This is a genomic window from Ferruginibacter sp. HRS2-29, assembly GCF_024343615.1.
Classification (GTDB): Bacteria; Bacteroidota; Bacteroidia; order Chitinophagales; family Chitinophagaceae; genus Ferruginibacter.
Window position 1 is genome coordinate 153,488 of the sequence record NZ_RJUB01000156.1, and the last position, 18,644, is coordinate 172,131.

Below are 18,644 nucleotides of genomic sequence, written 5' to 3' on the forward strand. Positions count from 1 at the left end.
AAAACCATAATTTATAGCATGAAAAAAAATACATGGTTTGTTTTGCTGATGTCGTTCTCAGTTATCAATGCCGTAGCGCAGGAGGCCCCGGTGATAAAACTTGTTAATCCTTTAAAAGCAGACAACAATGTTTCTACTTCCAAACAATTCATCATCGGAAGTACCTGCAAAACCTGCAGCATCAGCATTAATGATCAGCCGGTGAAAGTTTATTCTACCGGGGCATTTGCGCTGGCGCTCGATCTCAGGCAAGGGGATACGGCATTTAATATTGTATCAACATCATCAGCTGGAAAATCCGTATCGAAACAAATAAATTTCACTTACAAAATTCCACCTCCGGCAGATACGGTGAAGACTGTCGCTATCGCCGGCATTCAAACATTTCCCGAAGGGAACCTTGTTTTATTGCCAGGAGATGTGATCCGTTTTAAAGTGAAAGCCCTTCCTGGCGGCAATGTGAGCGTGCTCAACAACACTATGCTTTACGAAATGCCTGTAAGCCAGTCGGGCGGCATGCCTGGCATTTACCAGGGAGAATATACGATCCGGCAGACGGATGTTTTTGGCGCCTCAAAAATGATGGTTACGTTGGTTGCGCCTGATGGCCAAAGAGCTACAAAAGAAACGGGTAACACTTTCGCGGTGATGTCGCCGCTTTCGTCAGATGTCGCTATTACTAAAGGAAGATTAGCCCATCTGGAATATGGATTGGGTGATGACCGGCTTGGCGGAGCAAAGATCGGCTACTTAGATAGCAATGTTTTGCTGAAAGTGATTGGCAAAGTGGGCGCTGATTATAAAATAAAACTTGCAGATAATAAAACCGCTTACATTCCGGACGATCTTGTATCGCTGATGCCAAAGGGGACTTTTGCGGCATCGTCGCTTACCGGCCACTGGAGAGTGTATGGGGATAGCGCTTACGATTATGTAACGGTGGGGCTTTCGGCGAGGTTGCCTTACCAGTCGGTTCAACAGGTAAATCCTTCACGAATTGTGGTCGATGTTTTTGGAGCAACTAACAATACAAACTGGATCACGCAACTGGGGAACACACAAGAGGTTGCCAATGTGGATTATGAGCAGGTACAAAATGATATTTTCCGGATCACCATACAACTTAAGCACCAGCAGCATTGGGGTCACCAGGTCTATTACCGGGGAAACCTGCTGGTAATAAAAATAAAACAGCAGCCGAAAGATCTTTCGTTGAAAAACCTGACCATTGCAATCGATGCGGGCCATGGAGGTACCAATACCGGTGCCGGCGGCGCAACAGGTTCATCGGAAAAAGCGCTTGCATTGGCAGTTTCGCTCAAATTGCAAAAAGCCTTGGAGGCAGAAGGCGCAAAAGTGCTGATGACAAGAACAACAGAAAAATTTGTAGATAATAAAGACCGGATATTACTTTTCAGAGATGCACAGCCCGATCTTCTGGTGAGCATCCATCTCAATTCGGCGGTAGATCCATTCAATGCCGGTGGTACGAGTAGCCTTTACCGTTATGTAGGTTTCAGGCCATTAAGTTTTTATATCAACAAACGAATGCTTGAACTGGGACTGAAAGAATATGGCAATATCGGCTCGTTCAATTTTATGCTCAACAGTCCTACCGAATATCCCAGCGCTCTCGTGGAAACGCTGTTTATCAGCAACCTCGAAGAAGAAGCACTTATATTGGATGAAGGCTTTCAGCAACGGATGGCCGAGAAGATAGTGCTGGGGGTGAAGGATTTTCTGGCGGCAACGAAATAAAAATTACGAATTACGAATTACGAATTTTTTTTTGGGGGAAGCAAGATAGTGACAGTTTAAAGGAAAGTTCCTGAAATTGAGATATATCAATTAAATGAACCCATTCGTAATTCGTAATCCGTAATTCGTAATTGCAAGCTCCGCTTGCATACGCATAAGTGAGTATTTACAATCCTCCTATAAAGTTTAATTTTGCAGACTATTTGTTATGGCTGATAAAATAATTTGTATCGTTGAAGACAAGCCCGACCTGCGGGAAGGTATGAGCATGATGGTTCAGTTTACCGACGGGTATGAACTCGGGGGGAGTTACGCCAATGCCGAAGAGGCGATGGAAAAGATCCCTGGTATAGTGCCTGATGCCGTACTGATGGACATCAACCTGCCGGGTGCCAGCGGTATCGCCTGCGTTACTTCGCTGAAAGCGATGTTTCCCCAAATGCTATTTTTGATGTGTACGGCTTATGAAGACAACGACAAGATATTTGATTCGTTGAAGGCCGGGGCAAGCGGTTATATTTTAAAAACGGAAGGGCCCGCCCGCATCATGGAAGCACTGGGTGATATGCTGGAAGGTGGCAGCCCGATGAGCAGTAATATTGCCCGCAAAGTGGTAGCGAGTTTCGTCAGCATGGGTAAGGACAATCAATTGATAGAAACCCTCAGCGACCGCGAAAAAATGGTGCTGGAGCAACTGGCAAAGGGCCTGATAGGAAAAGAAGTGGCCGATGCGCTGCAGATCAGTGGCGGCACCGTACGCAAGCATGTACAGAATATCTACAAAAAACTGCATGTGAATACCCGTGTAGAAGCAGTAAATTTATACCTGAAAAGGTAGTTTAGAGAGTAAGGGTTGGAGTTTAGGGTATACTAAATCCGAATCCCTGTACCTAAACCCTGATCTCTAATCTCTAAGCCTGTAAATGATTCGCTTTGATAAATATTTCATTCTCTTTTTTGAAAGCGTCAGCGTTTTCATGTTCCTGTTTTTTTTATTGCAATACCTGATCATCAAAAGAAAGGAATACCTTTTTTACGCGGTTTATCTTTTATGCCTTTCTACTTATTACCTTGTGGCGATTCCCGATTTCTTTTTTGGCATATCTATGAAAGATGTGGCGGAGGTAACAAAATACGATCTGTTCAAACGGCCCCTGCAATTCATGAGCGGCGTATTTTATACACTTTTTATTGTTTACTATCTCGGGCTGGAAAAACTGAATGGCTTCCTGTATAGGTTTTTTAATTCGCTGGTAGTGATGTACATCCTGCTGGCCATCACCTGTTTTTTCCTCAATTATTTTGGTATCGATTACAATAACCCATATTATATTTTCAGCCTGCTGTTGTTTCCGTTGCAGTTGTATGTAGTGATTGCTTTGTTCAGGCATAAAGTGCCTTATTCTAACTACATCATCTGGGGAAGTATCATCACGCTGGTGGGCAGTTCGCTTACGCTGGTGTATTATATTTATCTTTTAAAATACGACCCTGATAATCCTGATGCCAATGCACTTTCTTACTGGCCGGTCCAGGTAAGTATCCTGATGGACATGTTCCTCTTCACCATTGCGTTGCAAAGAAAGATCGCGGACAATGAAAAGTCGCTGATCAATTCTGCATACCTGCGTCAGCAGGCCGTGTTGCTGGAAAGAGAACGTATCATCGCCGACCTGCACGACGATGTGGGTGGAGGCCTAAGCAGCATCCGCATGATGAGTGACCTGATGGCGCAACAAAGTGCAAAAGAAAATCATCCGGCGTATGTATCGTTCGGGCAAAAAATTTCGCTTACCGCCAAAGACATCGCACAGCGCATGCATACCATCATCTGGAGCCTGAACGCGGAGAATGATACCGTCAGCAACTTCGCAGAATATGTGCGCCAGTACGGCGTTTCATTTTTTGAAAGCTCTCCTGTTTTTTTTCGTTCCAATAATCTTGCATCACTCGGCGGGGAGACAGAGATCAGCGGGGTGAAAAGAAAAAACCTTTTCCTCATCGTTAAAGAAGCATTTCATAATATCATCAAACATTCCGGCGCTACCCAGGCAAGTGTAAATATCTCTCTTGAGAAAAAAGAGCTCCATATCAGTATTTCCGATAACGGAAAAGGTATTACCGATGAAGAAAACCCTACAGCCATTCGTTTTGGCAACGGCCTTAAAAACATGCAGAAACGTATGGATGAGATCGGGGGAAAAATCCACATCGATACCGGCGCAGGAACCTCTATCAAGATTGCAGTGAGCATAAATTAGCGATAAGTTATGAGTTTTAAGTGATGAGAGAACCATCGAAGAGTTTACTAACTTACGCCTTGTAACTCATAACTCATAATTCATAACTAAAAATGGGCAATCTTGTAAAAGAATTCAACGACTATCGGGAACGTATGAACGAAGTTATTTTGAGCAAGGAAAACCTTGTCATCAAAAGGCTTTGGAACCTCGATACCAATACCTACGCTGCCGGTGCGCTGGATGTAAAAACAAAAGAACTGCTTGGGCTGGTAGCCAGCATGGTGCTGCGTTGCGACGACTGCATCAAATATCATGTAGGCAAAGCGCATGAACTGAAAGTAAGTACGGAAGAGTTGTACGAAGTATTTGCGGTAGCCAATATTGTGGGCGGTACCATCGTGATCCCCCATACAAGGCGTGCAGCGGAATATTGGGAAGAACTGAAGGAAACGGTTTAATATATATAAAATCTTCAGTTCTTGTCGGGTACAAACGGGAGAAAACACCGTAATGAACGTTTCTGCCCGGAAAGACGGAAAGAAAACAGGGGAAATATTTCTTTCTTCTTCTTCCCGTCTTCCCGGCAAATTATTCCCACAACCCACTTCTACCCTTGTTATTCCTTATTTAGTATCTCTTATTGCTGATTTCTGTGTAATTTTACGCTCAAATTTTAGCGATATGTCTACAGAAACGATAGAGAAACCGGCCCTCACGCCCAAGGATTTTGCCACCGACCAGGAAGTACGCTGGTGCCCTGGCTGCGGGGATTATTCCATCCTGGCGCAGGTGCAGAAGATCATGCCAACATTGGGCATTCCGAGAGAAAATATCGTGATCGTATCGGGTATCGGTTGCAGCAGCCGTTTTCCTTATTATATGAATACTTATGGTATGCATAGCATTCATGGCCGTGCCACAGCCATAGCCAGCGGATTGAAAGGCGCCCGCCCTGAGCTGAGCATATGGATAGTAACAGGCGATGGCGATGGATTGAGTATCGGCGGAAATCATACGATCCATCTGCTTCGCAGGAATTTTGATGTGAATGTTTTATTGTTCAACAACCAGATATACGGGCTTACCAAAGGCCAGTATTCACCTACTTCTGAAGAAAAGAAAATAACGAAGAGCACGCCGATGGGCAGTATCGATCACCCGTTCAACCCGCTGGCGCTTGCCATGGGGGCAGATGGCAGCTTCATAGCCCGTACCATGGACCGGGATCCGAAACACCTTCAGGCCATGTTGTTGCGCAGCCAGGCACACAAAGGCGCTTCGTTCCTGGAGATCTATCAGAACTGCAATATCTTCAATGACGGGGCTTTTGAAATATTCACCGAAAAGAGCAGCAAGCCGGAAGAAGCATTGTTCCTGGAACAGGGAAAGCCACTGATCTTTGGCGCTACGCAAAACAAAGGCATCCGCCTGAACGGGTTCAAACCTGAAGTGGTGGAACTGGGCGATAAATATTCGGCAGACGATCTTTGGATACACGATGAAAGAGATTTTTACAAAGCGCAGATACTGATCCGCATGTTTGATGACCCTGCATTGATAGGGCATCTGCCACGGCCTTTCGGCGTTTTCTACGAAACAGACAGGGCTTGTTACGAAGATGTGATGACCATGCAGCTGGAAGAAGCGATAGCTCAAAAAGGCAAGGGCGACCTGGATAAATTATTGAAGGGAAGGGAAACCTGGACGATCAGCTAACCCCTCCGCTCCCTAAAGGGGGAACTGAACGGAGCGAAGATTCGTGAAGGATTAAAAAAATTTTATAGAGAAGCCCCGAAATCTATTCGGGGCTTCTCTATAATCAGTTCCCCCTTTAGGGGGCGGAGGGGGTTATTTTTTTTGCGTCAGGTACTCTGCTATCTGCACCGCATTTGTTGCAGCACCTTTACGTAAATTATCACTCACGATCCAGCAGTTGAGTGTGTTCGCCTGCGTTTCATCGCGGCGTATGCGGCCCACAAAAGTTTCATCCTTATCGTGTGCATTTAACGGCATCGGGTATACGAAATTATCTATATCGTCTTCCACCACTATCCCCGGCGATTTTGCCAGCAAGGCTTTCACTTCATCCAGGTCAAAATCATTTTCAAATTCTATGTTCACGCTTTCACTGTGCCCGCCTACAGTAGGAATGCGTACACACGTGGCCGTTACCCTGATGGAATCATCTTCCATGATCTTTTTGGTTTCATTCACCATTTTCATTTCTTCCTTCGTGTAACCGTTTTCGGTAAACACATCAATCTGTGGTATTACGTTCAGGTCGATCGGATATTTATAAGCCATTTCGCCGGAGATGCCTTTGCGCTCGTTCATCATCTGGTCTACAGCCTTCACACCGGTGCCGGTCACACTTTGGTAGGTGCTTACTACCACACGTTTGATCTTATATTTTTCGTGAAGCGGTTTTAAAACAAGCACCATCTGGATGGTGCTGCAATTTGGATTAGCGATGATCTTATCATCAGCAGTCAGCACATGTGCATTCACTTCCGGAACAACGAGTTTTTTGTCGGGATCCATGCGCCATGCGCTGGAGTTGTCGATCACCGTTATGCCGGCTTCGGCAAACTTCGGCGACCATTCGAGCGATGTTCCGCCACCGGCGGAAAAAATAGCGATCTCAGGTTTCATGTCAATTGCAGTCTGCATCCCAACGATCGTATACTTCTTGCCCTTAAAATCTACCTGCTTACCAACAGATCTTTCAGAAGCTACCGGGATCAGTTCGGTAACAGGAAAATTTCTTTGTTCCAATACCTGTAACATTTTCGTTCCAACGAGGCCCGTTGCGCCTACTACTGCAATTCTCATTTTTTGTTTTTTAAAGCGTAAAAAAATAGCCTCCCGTTTTGCGGAAGGCTTCTGAATATGTTGCGGCATACTATAAGAATTCACCTTCCCTACGGGATGATCTTTATCTTAATGGTATGTTTCGTCATTGTCATGATGGCCGAAATTAATAAGAAAGCAATTATCTTCCAAATAGTATTTTTATTTTGAACCACAGAGGCACGGGGTACACAGAGGAGCACAGAGAAAATTTTAATAGAACTGTCATTGCAAGGAACTGTTCTATCAGGAATTCACCCGACATTGAAAATACCTGCATCCGAAAGTAACCCTTCAACCTTCAACCTTGAACCTTCCACTTTGAACCTTGAACCAAGTATTTTAGTATCTTTAAAAGCAATAAGCTGATTATGAGAAAAAAATTACTTTTTTGCCTGCTGGCGATATTCCCGTTCGTATATGCGGATGCACAGGTGAATGAAAATTTCAGTGACGGCGATTTTACCAGCAACCCTGTTTGGATCGGTAACACTGCCGACTGGATCGTAAACCCGGGCTTCCAGTTGCAAAGCAATAACCTGGTGGCCAATGCCGCCTTTTACCTGAGCACGGTAAATACAAAAGCAACTACAACTCAATGGGATTTTTCCTGCACGATCACGTTCAATCCTTCCAGTGCCAACTATGTGGATGTATTTCTCACAGCTTCGGCAAGCGACCTGTCATTGACTACTACCGCCGGTTATTTTGTGCGCATAGGTGGAACCGATGATGAAGTCTGTCTTTTCAGGAGAGATGCAAGCGGTACAGTCACCAAAATAATAGATGGGGCCAACGGCGTTTTGAATACAAGCAATAATGTCTTAAAAATTACGGTAGTAAGAAATTCAGCCAACCTCTGGAGCCTTTCCAGGGTGCTGAATGGCGGGGCTTCCGTTAATGAGGGAACTGTGACAGACGCGACCATCACTACTTCTGCATTTTTTGGGGTATATGTAAAACAAAGCACGGCGAGTTTTTTTCAACGCCATTTTATCGACGATATAATCGTGCAGGATTATACTCCGGATGTTACGGCACCTGTGCTGGTTTCGGCAACACCGGTTACCAGTACTGTTCTTGATGTATTATTCAACGAGCCTTTAGAAGTTGCCAGCAGCCAGGTTGCTGCTAATTATGTGGTGAATAACGGTATCGGCTCACCCGTGACCGCTTTGCAGGATGGTACCAATGCATCACTTGTGCACCTTACATTCGGAACCGCTTTTCCTAACCGTACCAATCTAACACTTACCGTTAACAATGTAAAAGACCTTGCGGGAAATACACAAACAAACGGCACGGCTAATTTCAGCTTATTTACCGCAGTGCCTTATGATGTGGTGATTGATGAACTGATGCCGGATCCTACCCCGCAGGTGCAGTTGCCCAACAATGAATGGATCGAATTGAGAAATACCACCGCATTTGATATCAACCTGCAGGGCTGGACGATCGGTGATGCTACCGGGCAATCGGGTGCGATAGCTTCTTATGTACTCAAAGCAGATAGTTTTGTGGTGATCTGCACCAGCAGTGCTTTGGCCGCCATGTCGGCATACGGCCCGGCGATATCGGTCACCAGCTTTCCTTCGCTGGATAATGCAGGTGATGTGATCTATCTCAGGTCATCCACCGGGCTTATCATTCATGCGGTGAATTACAGCGATAGCTGGTACCAGAATGAATTAAAAAAAGATGGCGGCTGGTCATTGGAAATGGTGGATACAAAAAATCCATGCTCGGGTCTCAGCAACTGGAAAGCGAGTACAGATCCCAAAGGCGGAACTCCGGGCAGGAAAAATTCCGTGGATGCGGTAAACGCTGATCAGACAGCCCCCCGTTTATTACGTGCGTACGCAACTAGTCCAACCAACGTTGTACTCATTTTTGATGAATCATTGGATAGCATCAAAGCTGCTGTGGCAGCAGGTTACACCATAAGCGATGGAATAGGTGTTGCGGTAAATGCGGCTCCTGTGGGGCCATTGTACAGCAGGGTGAGCCTCACGCTTTCATCGCCTCTTCAGCTCAATAAAGTATATACTGTTACTGCAACAACCGTTACGGATTGCAGTGGTAATATATTAAGCACCAACGCAAATACAGCAAGGGTGGGGCTTTCCGCACAGCTGAATCGTTTTGATATCGTGGTGAATGAAATATTATTCAACCCTACCCCTACGTCGGCGGATTATGTGGAATTGTACAATCGCAGCAACAAGATCCTTAATCTGAAAAATGTATACCTCGCCAATCGTGGAACTACGGGCACCATCGGAAGCATCACCCAGCTGAGTGCGGAAGATTATGCATTTTTCCCGGGAGACTTCATGGTAGCAACCAGTGATGTTGCGGCCATCAAGAGGGATTTCATTACCGAAAACCCCAATGCGTTTATCGAAATTTCCACACCATCTTATAATGATGATAAAGGAAATGTGATCATACTGAATGAGCAGGGAACGATCATTGACGAGATCGCTTACCTGGATGACTGGCATTTTTCACTCATCAGCAATGATGAAGGCGTTGCGCTCGAAAGGATCAATTATAATGACACATCGTTGGTGCAGGCTGTTCAGCAAAAGAACTGGCATTCAGCTGCATCAAGCGTTAATTACGGCACACCAACTTATAAGAACTCACAGTTCCGCATAGACGCAGGTGTGCAGGGTACGATCACGGTTACACCGGAAATTGTTAGCCCTGATAACGATGGGATCGATGATTTCGCCACTATCAATTACACCTTCCCCGAACCGGGTTATGTGGCCAGCATCACTATCTTCGACGCGGTGGGTCGCCCTGTGCGCTACCTGCAGCGCAATGCGCTCAATGGGTTAAACGGGTATTATCGCTGGGATGGGTTGGGTGAAAAACAACAAAGGCTAAACGCCGGAATCTATGTCATTTACACAGAAGTATTTAACCTGAACGGGAAAACGAAACGTTTCAAGAATACGATCGTGTTGGCAAGAAGGCATTAATTTTAACGGAATCATTTCTTAAATAACAGGTCCCCGCATTCCACTGCGGGGATTTTTTTGAGAAATGGATTATCTTTCCAAAAATGAAACCGATGAAAAAGCCCCTTTTATTTATTTGTTTTTTTTCTGCTGTAAGCGCTATCGCTCAAAAATCTTACTGGCAGCAAAGTGTAAGTTATAATATAGATGTCGCTTTGAATGATAAGGACAAAACACTGAAAGGTTCGGAAACGATCGTGTACAGGAACAATTCCCCGGAATCGCTGGATTTCATCTGGTTCCACATCTGGCCGAATGCTTACAAGAATGATTCTACAGCGCTTTACCAGCACTTGCGCAGGGATTCATCCAAAAAACTGATGCCCAATGCATACGGCAGCATCAGCGGATTGAATTTTAAAGTAGATGGTGTGGCAGCTGTTACCGAGCCACATTCCAATCCAAACTACATCGATATCATCAAAGTGAAATTGCCAAAGCCGCTGAAAAGTGGCGATTCTGTAAGCATCAGCACCGGCTTCGATGTAAAGCTTCCGCCGTATTTTTCCCGTTCCGGTTACGAAGATGGTGAATTCATGATATGCCAGTGGTACCCCAAGCCTGCCGTGTATGATAAAGACGGGTGGCATGAATTTCCTTACCTCGATATGGGAGAATACTACAGTGATTATGCATCTTTCAGAGTAAACATCACATTGCCTTCAGGTTATGTAGTGGGCGCTACAGGTGTATTACAGAATGCCGCTGAATTACAGCAATACAAAAAGATAGGTGCGGAAAATGTGGCGAAACGAAACAAAAAACCGCAGTTGTATAAACCAGCAAGCACTTCGTCTGCAAAAACGCTGACGTATGTGGCAGACAACGTTCCTGATTTTGCCTGGTTTGCCGACAAGGGTTTTGTGATACAATACGATACGGTGAAATTGCCGGCCGGTAAAGTGGTAGACGCGTTCACGTTTTATCATGATAAAAAAGAAACGCTTTGGAACAACAGCATCGATTATGTAAAAGATGCGGTAAAAAGATATAGCGGATGGATCGGCGAGTATGAGTACCCGTTAGTACAGGCGGTGGAGGGGCCAAAGAATAATTCCAGTGGCGGCATGGAATATCCTACCATCACGCTGATCACGAGCCCGGATGCAAAACCTGAGTCGCTGGATGCGGTGATAGCGCATGAAGTGGGCCACAACTGGTTCATGAGTATGCTGGGCAGCAATGAGCGCATGCACACCTGGCAGGATGAAGGGCTCAATACCTATTTTCAATTCAGGTATGAAGCAGAAAAATACCGCACCAATTCTATCTTCGGAGCGCAGATACCGAAAGAAGTAAAAGCGTTACCGGCCGATAAATTTTTAGATGCCGTGTATGGTGCACTCAGCGGCATCCCTATGGAAACGGCCATAGAAACTCCCGCTGACCAGTTCAAGTCTTCTGATGATTATGGATTGATATCGTATGTAAAAACGGCGTTGTGGTTGTACCTGCTGGAAGCAGAAGTTGGCCAGGAGAAGATGAACAAGGCTTTTCAAACTTATTTCAACGAATGGCATGGCAAACATCCACAGCCCGAAGACCTGCAGGCATCATTTGAAAAATCGTTGGGAGCTTCGCTGGGGAAATATTTTCAGCTGTTGGATAAGGTGGGGAAGTTTTAATAAGGACGACAGACGACGGACAAGTGTACACTGACCATTGATAATGAACCACCCAATACCGACCGGATATAATTCCTGAAACGAACGTAGGCCGAATAGAATGACCGTACGGTCGTCTGTGGTCTGTCGTCTGTGCTCGCCCGCTTACCAGTTATTGGGGTTTTTCCGTTGCATTTCCAACACTTCGCTGTTGTTGAAGCGTTGCTGTTTGTAATCTTCCCAGTTGAAGCCGAGTAAAAAATCTGCGGCAGCTTGTGCCCCTTTTTTAAAGATTGCTTTTTTGTCTTCGTCATTCATGAAAAAATTAAGCCACGAAAAGCCGGAGAGGTCCACTTCTTTTACGCCGAGTTCGAATGCTTTATTTTTATTGATGAAATCCTTATCAGTATTGGTGCGCAACGTAGAGATCAGCGATGATAAATAAGAACCTACGGAGTTGATCTCATAAGCTTCCCTGATGCCGCTTCCTCCCAGCCTGATGCCGAAAGTAGGCATACGGGGAATGATATATTTTGCATTGTAAAAAACATTGATCGGAAAGTTGGATAACACGCCTCCATCCACCATTTCCACCACTTTGGGGATATCCCCGTTCCAGTTGATAAGATCTTTCCAGGTTTCTGCCGCATCGGATATTTCAGGGCTTACCGGAATTTTATATGTTTCAAAAAAGACCGGTATCGACATGCTTGCCCTCACAAATACGGCAGGATTTATATCGTGCAGATCTTTCCAGTACATTTTCCACATGCGGGGGAACTCGATCTTGCTGCCGGTACTGATATCGCTGGCAACAATGATGAGCATGGGGTTGGCTGGCGGTTCAATATTGATGGTGGTGGCATCACGTTTTTCATCGCGGCGCACCCATAGATCAGGCGGTGTTTTGCAAAAATGAGTTTTGAGATCGGCAAGATCCATGATGCCGTTATCATGTAGCGCCCCGGTCATCCAGTTGTAAAAAGCACGGCCTTCATTTAATCCATAACCCGAACGTGCAATTATTTTTATACGATGAAAGAGAAAAGCGAAAATGATCCCGACGGCTGCCCAAACCGACAAAGCCGCTAACGCGACCCATTTCACCCAGGGGGCGGTTATGCTTATGGAGGCGATGAAAGAACCTACGGATAATGCGACCAGCGAAACGGACAGGATGAAAAAAGTCAGTTTGATCCGCTTCAGGTAATTTTTTTTGAGAATGAATTTCTGGATATTTCGTTTCACCCATTTGGTCGCATTCCAGTTGCCTTTTTTGCCATCCACAAAACTGAACATGTCGAGCCTCAGCAGCACATCGATTATTTTTTCCGCTTTTGTTTCCTCTTTGTTATGGATAGCGGCCATCAGCATAGTGTTGATAGCGCCGGCACTGGTTCCGGCAAGGCTGAAAAAACGGATGCCCATCTTTTCAAGGATATAAGTATAACCCAGCAAAGCCACGCCCCATACCCCGCCTCCTTCCTGCACAAGATCCACATATTGGTTGCCTGCGGAATCGTATACATCGGAAATGATGAATGGTTTGCCGGCGGCTTTGTTCGCTTCAACCTTTTCCTGTAAACCCTTTAAAATGTCTGCAGCGCCGGAGGACTGTATGAACGCTTCTACATTTATTTCTTTCTCTTTTGCCATGAATAAATTTTTTACTTAAAATTCACTTTGAGAAAATCAAGGGCATTGTTGAAAAATATCCCTTCGAGTAAATCATCTGCATCTACCTGCTCACGCCGGATAGAAAGTGGTTGCCAGAAAGAAGGGCGTCGCGTAAGTATCTGCCGCAGGTATGTTTTGAAACCACCGAGCTCTTCTACAGTGCGGCAGCAATCGAGTGTGTTGATAAGGCCATCAAAATCGGAACCGATGCAAATACACCTGGCAGCTTCGCTGATAGGAATGCCGGCTTTTTTTGCCACCTGTAAAATGTGAAATACCTGGTTGAGAAAATAATAATAGTGGTATTCAAAACTATTTTCCCCATGCACCAGCGCTTCGTCGCCGGTAAGCACATCATCTCCGGGAATATAAAACGGGATGTCTGCAGGATCATCATATCCACGAAAAAATATTTCATCTTCCGAATGTGCTACAAATTCCTGGTCGTACGGATAATCATTGAGCTGGTAAGCCACACTGTCTGTGGGAAAACCTAGGATGCGTTGATCCAGTGAAATTCCAATAAGCCCTTTGGAGCGGATGATGCGTATGATCTCATCATCATAAAGATTAATGCTGCTAAGATTAAAAGCGCTGTCCTGCACACTGCCTTTCAGTTTGTGGTGACGGATACGCCATACACCGTTCTGCAACTTAGGACGTGTGTTTAAATATTTATAACGGTTGTCGCTATGGCAACCGGTCAAACCCGCATGCGTGCAGATCAAGGGTATATCTTCGAAACCCTGCAGGCTTCGTTGGGCGATCAATTGAGTACGGGTATAAAAACTCATGTGCTTGAAATCGATGAGTATTTTATTGTCGTACAATTTTTTCACCAGGCGTTTACCCCACTCCGTTAGTCCGCTGCCATTCGGATAAAACAATTCTTCTTTGATGATCTGCATGCCGAATGCATGATTGGCTGCCGGAAAGTCCTGCATATGCGGAATGTTGACCGCGAATATCCTGGTATTGTACCGCTGCTGAAAATCGGCGAAGTTGGCATCAAACTCCGCTTCCGCATCAGCGCTGAACGGATCGTTGCAAAAATCATGAAGTCCTTCCAGTATCAGGATGCCGTGTACGGTATTGGTGTCGTTGCGATCGAATTCTTCGATTTTATTGATGAATTTAAACCTGGCCGATTTGGGTGCAATGCCTGCAGGAGGAGATGGATTGTTCACCAATGCGTCCATGGTCCGCTTCGTCCATTCGTAGTAGTTATTGCCGCTCTGAAGTTCCCGCATTTTAGCCGGGTCCATCAGGTTGATCTTTCCGGAACTGGCGATCTTTCTTTCGAGGATGCCTTGTGCGATTTTATTTTCAATACTGTAAATGACGACTCCGGCAAGTTGCACCCCGGCCCTTTGCATCTGCTTCAGATTACTTTGCGAATTGAATACGCCATTAAAAAGACTGTTGATGCCGATAGAAGTTTCCCGGCCGAAAAGTTTCCCGATCTTGAGTTTAACCTTCAGGTCGTGCCAGGGAGTCAGGTTTTCGCCGGGGGCGGATAACATTTGTTTGAGAGAGGGGTGGCAGTGGAAGTCGAAGAAAGGCATGGGACTAAGAATTAAAAATTACGAATTACGAATTACGAATTACGAATTCTTTCCACCCGAAGTTACTAATCCATATCGAAAGAATCAGTAATCCGCAGCATTCGTAATTTGTAATTCTTAATTTCCGAAGGTTTTCTCTTCCCTCGTCAACTGCCCCAGCCTGTTCATACCTTCAATGACCACTCTTATTTTTTTACAATTATCTGTATTGAAAAAAGGGATTTTGATGCGGCGGGTATTTTTATCAAAGATCAGGAACGGGTTCCAGTAAAGTGTGATGCGGAAATCATCGGGGTTGTTGAAATCAAGCGGCTTGTCGTAATCGGGGCTGTAAAACTCTTTTATCGCCGAGTAGCCCGCGATGCTGGTAAAGTCGAGACCCTTTACATTATCGTTGGAAGCGCCTCCCTTTTTCAGGTATACCGCCACGGCCCCACCTGCGCCACTTCCGCCCGCGCCAAAGAAGGGTGGACGAAAGACTTTGATCATCGCCACATCATTCATAGAGATCGATTTGATCATGCTCACATCGGAAGGAGACTCATTGAGAAACACCGCCGTTGCACTTCCACGCCAGGTAATGGAACCTTCGCCGGAGGTAGAGACCTGCATCCCGGCCGCTTTGGAAACGAGGTAATCCAATATTGTCATGGCGCTCTTTGCAAACGGGTCATTTTCTGTAATGAATGTATAACCATCCGAACCCGTGAAGAAACCGGATGTATATTCTTCATTCATTTTTTCTTCCGGGGTCTTCACTTTCGCTTTCACTGTCACCACGGCAAGATCCTTTACCTTATTGCCTTCTATGAATTGTTCGAGCGCAAGCCTGTTGATCGTTTTATTCTTTTTTATGGTAATGCTGTCGGGGGCCGCTGCAGGCGAAAGCGATGCGAATAAATTTGTAGTAGGTTTTGGGGATTTGCTATAACTCGGATTGAAAGTGAAGGAAGAAATATCGGTGAGTTTTTTATCCTTGTCGTTATTGAATTGATAATATAGTTTGACAGTGTCGAAAAAGATCACCGGCTCAATCCTGAACCGGCCATCCTGCTCAACAGGAATGGTGAAAATATCCGCACCGCCATTTTTCGAGCGCATGATGGCGCTGAGCTGCTTGCCTTTCAATACATTTTTTGCCGGACCAAAAACAGTCCCGCTGATAGAAAGGTTGTTTTCCGGCAGGTAAGTGATCGGGGGCAATTTGTCGGCAAGGATGTCTTCCCATTTAAACCTTCTCCAGCCGTTGGTCATCATTACCAGATCGAGCTGTGCCTTAACGGAGTCATCGTCGGAAGAAAAATATTGCGCAGCATTATATACATTCCCTTTCAGGTCGCTGGAAAGCAACAAATGCGAAAAGATGCTTTCTTTGTTCAGCGGAGGTGTTGTAAGGCTTTCATCTGTAACCGAAATGGAAAGATTGCTGGTGATATCTCCGCCCACATCTATCTGGAGGCTATTCTTCTTACGTTTGTCCATGTTGAGCTCCAGCGTATGCAGATCGGTAATGAAAGAATAATTATTATGGTTGATGAATACGATCCTTTCTGCCACCGGAACTTCAACGGCATTGAACAAAGTGATCTTCATTATTCCATCGGCCAGGCTATCCGCCGGAATGGGGGCCGATACTTTATTTTTACTGCTCAGGTTGAGTTTGGCGCTGTACACCAGTTGCTGCTGCATTTCGGCGATGATGTAAAAAAAGCGCAGTTCCTCTCCTGCCTCGGCAGGGCGCTCCACAGTAAACCTGACCTGGTTATTCTGGTTGATCACATTCAAAACTGCACCCTGGGTTTTTACCTTCGGAAGCGGCGTTTCATGCGCTACTCCTTTTTTATCTTTCCAGGCAGCTTTATAGGTTTCATTTCCTGAAGGGGTAAAAGAAAAATAACCCATACCATCATGTGTGGAGCTGAAGCTGGCTTGCTTTGCACCTTTGCTGTCGGTTATCGTGCCAGAAATATTAAATGGAACGGCATCCTGGTCGGTGGCTTTAAAAGCTACATTAGTTGCAACACCTGCTACAAGATCGCCGCCTTCAGGAAAAAATGTGACTGAATACACCGGCTTTGCAGCAACAGGTTTTGCGGCGGTATTGATGATGCGTATCGGCTTGAGGTATATCAGGGCCGAATCGAAGTTGAGCATCCAGGCGGTATAAGCTTTTATATAAAGTTGTGTGGCTTTCAACGTATCCGGCAGGTCAAACGAGGAGGCTGCCCCGTATTCGATCACAGGCATCACTTTGCGTTGCAATATCGTGCCCTTGTCATTGATCAGCTCGGCATAAACGGTTTTGCTGAGTGGAGAAGGCTGGTTGGAGGCAGTGAGATAGGCTTTGAACCAGATGGTTTCGCCGGGGTTGTAATAGGGACGGTCGTATTGCAGGTATAATTTTTCCTGCGGAAATTTACTGTCTACCGCAATCGACATGGAATCGATCCTCTGGGCACGGGTGGTTTGTGCGGTTACAAGAAATAGTATGCTTAAAAGAAAAGAGGAGATCCTGCGTATCATTGATATAGGTTGGTTTTGGAGGTTCAAATTTAGCCTTAAAAAATACTAAAGGAATGCTAATACTTATCCGCTTACAAGTTACGCCATAAAGCATAAAAAAACCGAAGCCAGGGCTTCGGTCAGGGTATCTTGTTAAATGAGCTTAATATTCATCATCCGTCCGGGCGGGTGTTTTCTGGAGGGTTGCATGCACCAGCAAGTAACCGCCCAGTCCGCAGAATACGGCGAAAAGGTTGATCGCTATCAGGTTTTTGGTGCCAAACATATTGATGGCGAAAGCCATTCCAAAAAACTCTGCAAGCATCCAGGCTACTACAGTAAAGATGATCCACGTGCCACGTTTCAATCCTTTTGCAACAGCGATCCTGCCGATATGCCGGGCAAGAAAAAATAATAAGATCAGATCAATCATGCTTTCGCTTATACTAAATCAATATCGAAATTCACCAGTTGCACAAATTCGGCGATGCGTTCGTCGATATCTGCCTTGGTAATTTCCTGCATCCTTTGCGGACCAAATTTCTCTACGCAGAAGCTTGCCATGGCGCTTCCTACGATGATAGCCGTTTTCATATTTTCAAAACTGATATCCTTTGTTTTTGCCAGGTGGCCGATGAACCCGCCGGCGAAAGTATCGCCTGCACCGGTAGGGTCAAACACTTCTTCCAGTGGCAATGCAGGAGCAAAGAACACGTGGTTTTCGTGGAATAACAAAGCTCCGTGCTCCCCTTTTTTGATGATGAGGAACTTAGGCCCCATGGCCAGTATTTTGCGGGCAGCTTTTACCAGTGAAACTTCCTCGCTCAATTGCCTTGCTTCGCCATCATTTACCAGTAATACATCTACTTCTTTCAATACGGCTTTCAGGTCGTCCATCGCGAGGTCCATCCAGAAATTCATGGTGTCCATTACGATGAGCTTGGGCCTTGTTCTCAGTTGTTTAATAACGCTCAGCTGCAGGCTTGGCATCAGGTTGCCCAGCATCAGGAACTCAGCGCCCTGGTAGCTTTCAGGAACGATCGGGTTGAAATCCGCCAGTACGTTCAGGTCGGTCACCAATGTATCGCGGGTATTCATATCAATGTGATATTTACCACTCCAGAAGAAAGATTTTTTGTCAGGAACGATTTCCACACCATCCAGTTCCACACCACGGCTGGTGAGCTGATCCATTTCTTCCTGCGGAAAATCATTGCCCACGATGGAGATCTGCTGTACAGGTTTGATGAAATTGCTGGCCGCATACGCTACATAAGTCGCCGAGCCACCAATGATCTTGTCTACTTTGCCGAAAGGTGTTTCAATAGCGTCGAAAGCCATTGTACCAACACTGATTAAAGACATAATGTTGTTTGGTTTGGTGTAAAATGATGTAAAAAACGCTGCAAAAGTAAA

13 protein-coding genes are annotated in these 18,644 nt (G+C 45.4%); 7 read left to right on the forward strand and 6 right to left on the reverse strand.

Annotated features, from left to right (window positions below):
* Positions 1–18 precede the first annotated feature (18 nt).
* From EGI32_RS18410 to EGI32_RS18430, 5 genes are all read left to right on the forward strand, one after another.
* Positions 19–1,758 (forward strand): N-acetylmuramoyl-L-alanine amidase, encoded by a 1,740-nt coding sequence (locus EGI32_RS18410; RefSeq protein ID WP_255156975.1) that lies wholly within the window; start codon positions 19–21, stop codon positions 1,756–1,758.
* A gap of 208 nt (positions 1,759–1,966) precedes the next feature.
* Positions 1,967–2,596 (forward strand): response regulator transcription factor, encoded by a 630-nt coding sequence (locus EGI32_RS18415; RefSeq protein ID WP_255156977.1) that lies wholly within the window; start codon positions 1,967–1,969, stop codon positions 2,594–2,596.
* A gap of 85 nt (positions 2,597–2,681) precedes the next feature.
* The gene (locus EGI32_RS18420) at positions 2,682–4,019 is read left to right on the forward strand and encodes a 7TM diverse intracellular signaling domain-containing protein (protein WP_255156979.1); all 1,338 of its coding nucleotides are present in this window, start codon (positions 2,682–2,684) and stop codon (positions 4,017–4,019) included.
* A 92-nt stretch (positions 4,020–4,111) separates the two neighbouring features.
* Positions 4,112–4,459 carry a carboxymuconolactone decarboxylase family protein gene (locus tag EGI32_RS18425; RefSeq protein ID WP_255156981.1) on the forward strand — a complete coding sequence of 116 codons (348 nt, stop codon included), beginning with the start codon at positions 4,112–4,114 and terminating at the stop codon, positions 4,457–4,459.
* A 223-nt stretch (positions 4,460–4,682) separates the two neighbouring features.
* Positions 4,683–5,717: a 2-oxoacid:ferredoxin oxidoreductase subunit beta gene (locus EGI32_RS18430; protein WP_255156983.1), complete on the forward strand. Its 1,035-nt coding sequence runs from the start codon at positions 4,683–4,685 to the stop codon at positions 5,715–5,717.
* A 132-nt stretch (positions 5,718–5,849) separates the two neighbouring features.
* Here EGI32_RS18430 and EGI32_RS18435 read toward each other — a convergent pair whose 3' ends face one another.
* On the reverse strand, positions 5,850–6,833 hold the full coding sequence (locus EGI32_RS18435; protein WP_255156993.1) for an aspartate-semialdehyde dehydrogenase: 984 nt from the start codon (positions 6,831–6,833) through the stop codon (positions 5,850–5,852).
* Between the two features lie 389 nt (positions 6,834–7,222).
* On the opposite strand from EGI32_RS18435, the gene EGI32_RS18440 reads away from it, so the two are divergent.
* Both EGI32_RS18440 and EGI32_RS18445 read left to right on the forward strand, forming a co-directional pair.
* On the forward strand, positions 7,223–9,841 hold the full coding sequence (locus tag EGI32_RS18440) for a lamin tail domain-containing protein (RefSeq protein WP_255156995.1): 2,619 nt from the start codon (positions 7,223–7,225) through the stop codon (positions 9,839–9,841).
* Between the two features lie 92 nt (positions 9,842–9,933).
* Entirely contained in the window at positions 9,934–11,505 is a 1,572-nt protein-coding gene (locus EGI32_RS18445; protein WP_255156997.1) for a M1 family metallopeptidase, read from the forward strand.
* Positions 11,506–11,649: 144 nt separating this feature from the next.
* Here the strand turns inward: EGI32_RS18445 and EGI32_RS18450 are convergent, their stop codons facing one another.
* The 5 genes from EGI32_RS18450 to EGI32_RS18470 all read right to left on the reverse strand — a co-directional run bounded on the left by EGI32_RS18450 (position 11,650) and on the right by EGI32_RS18470 (position 18,593).
* On the reverse strand, positions 11,650–13,140 hold the full coding sequence (locus EGI32_RS18450) for a patatin-like phospholipase family protein (protein ID WP_255156999.1): 1,491 nt from the start codon (positions 13,138–13,140) through the stop codon (positions 11,650–11,652).
* Positions 13,141–13,151: 11 nt separating this feature from the next.
* Positions 13,152–14,726 (reverse strand): membrane dipeptidase, encoded by a 1,575-nt coding sequence (locus EGI32_RS18455; protein ID WP_255157001.1) that lies wholly within the window; start codon positions 14,724–14,726, stop codon positions 13,152–13,154.
* 117 nt (positions 14,727–14,843) lie between these two features.
* Complete coding sequence (locus EGI32_RS18460; protein WP_255157003.1) at positions 14,844–17,249, reverse strand: hypothetical protein; 2,406 nt, start codon at positions 17,247–17,249, stop codon at positions 14,844–14,846.
* A 142-nt stretch (positions 17,250–17,391) separates the two neighbouring features.
* Positions 17,392–17,661: a hypothetical protein gene (locus EGI32_RS18465; protein WP_255157005.1), complete on the reverse strand. Its 270-nt coding sequence runs from the start codon at positions 17,659–17,661 to the stop codon at positions 17,392–17,394.
* Positions 17,662–17,669: 8 nt separating this feature from the next.
* On the reverse strand, positions 17,670–18,593 hold the full coding sequence (locus EGI32_RS18470; RefSeq protein ID WP_255157007.1) for a PfkB family carbohydrate kinase: 924 nt from the start codon (positions 18,591–18,593) through the stop codon (positions 17,670–17,672).
* Positions 18,594–18,644: the final 51 nt, after the last annotated feature.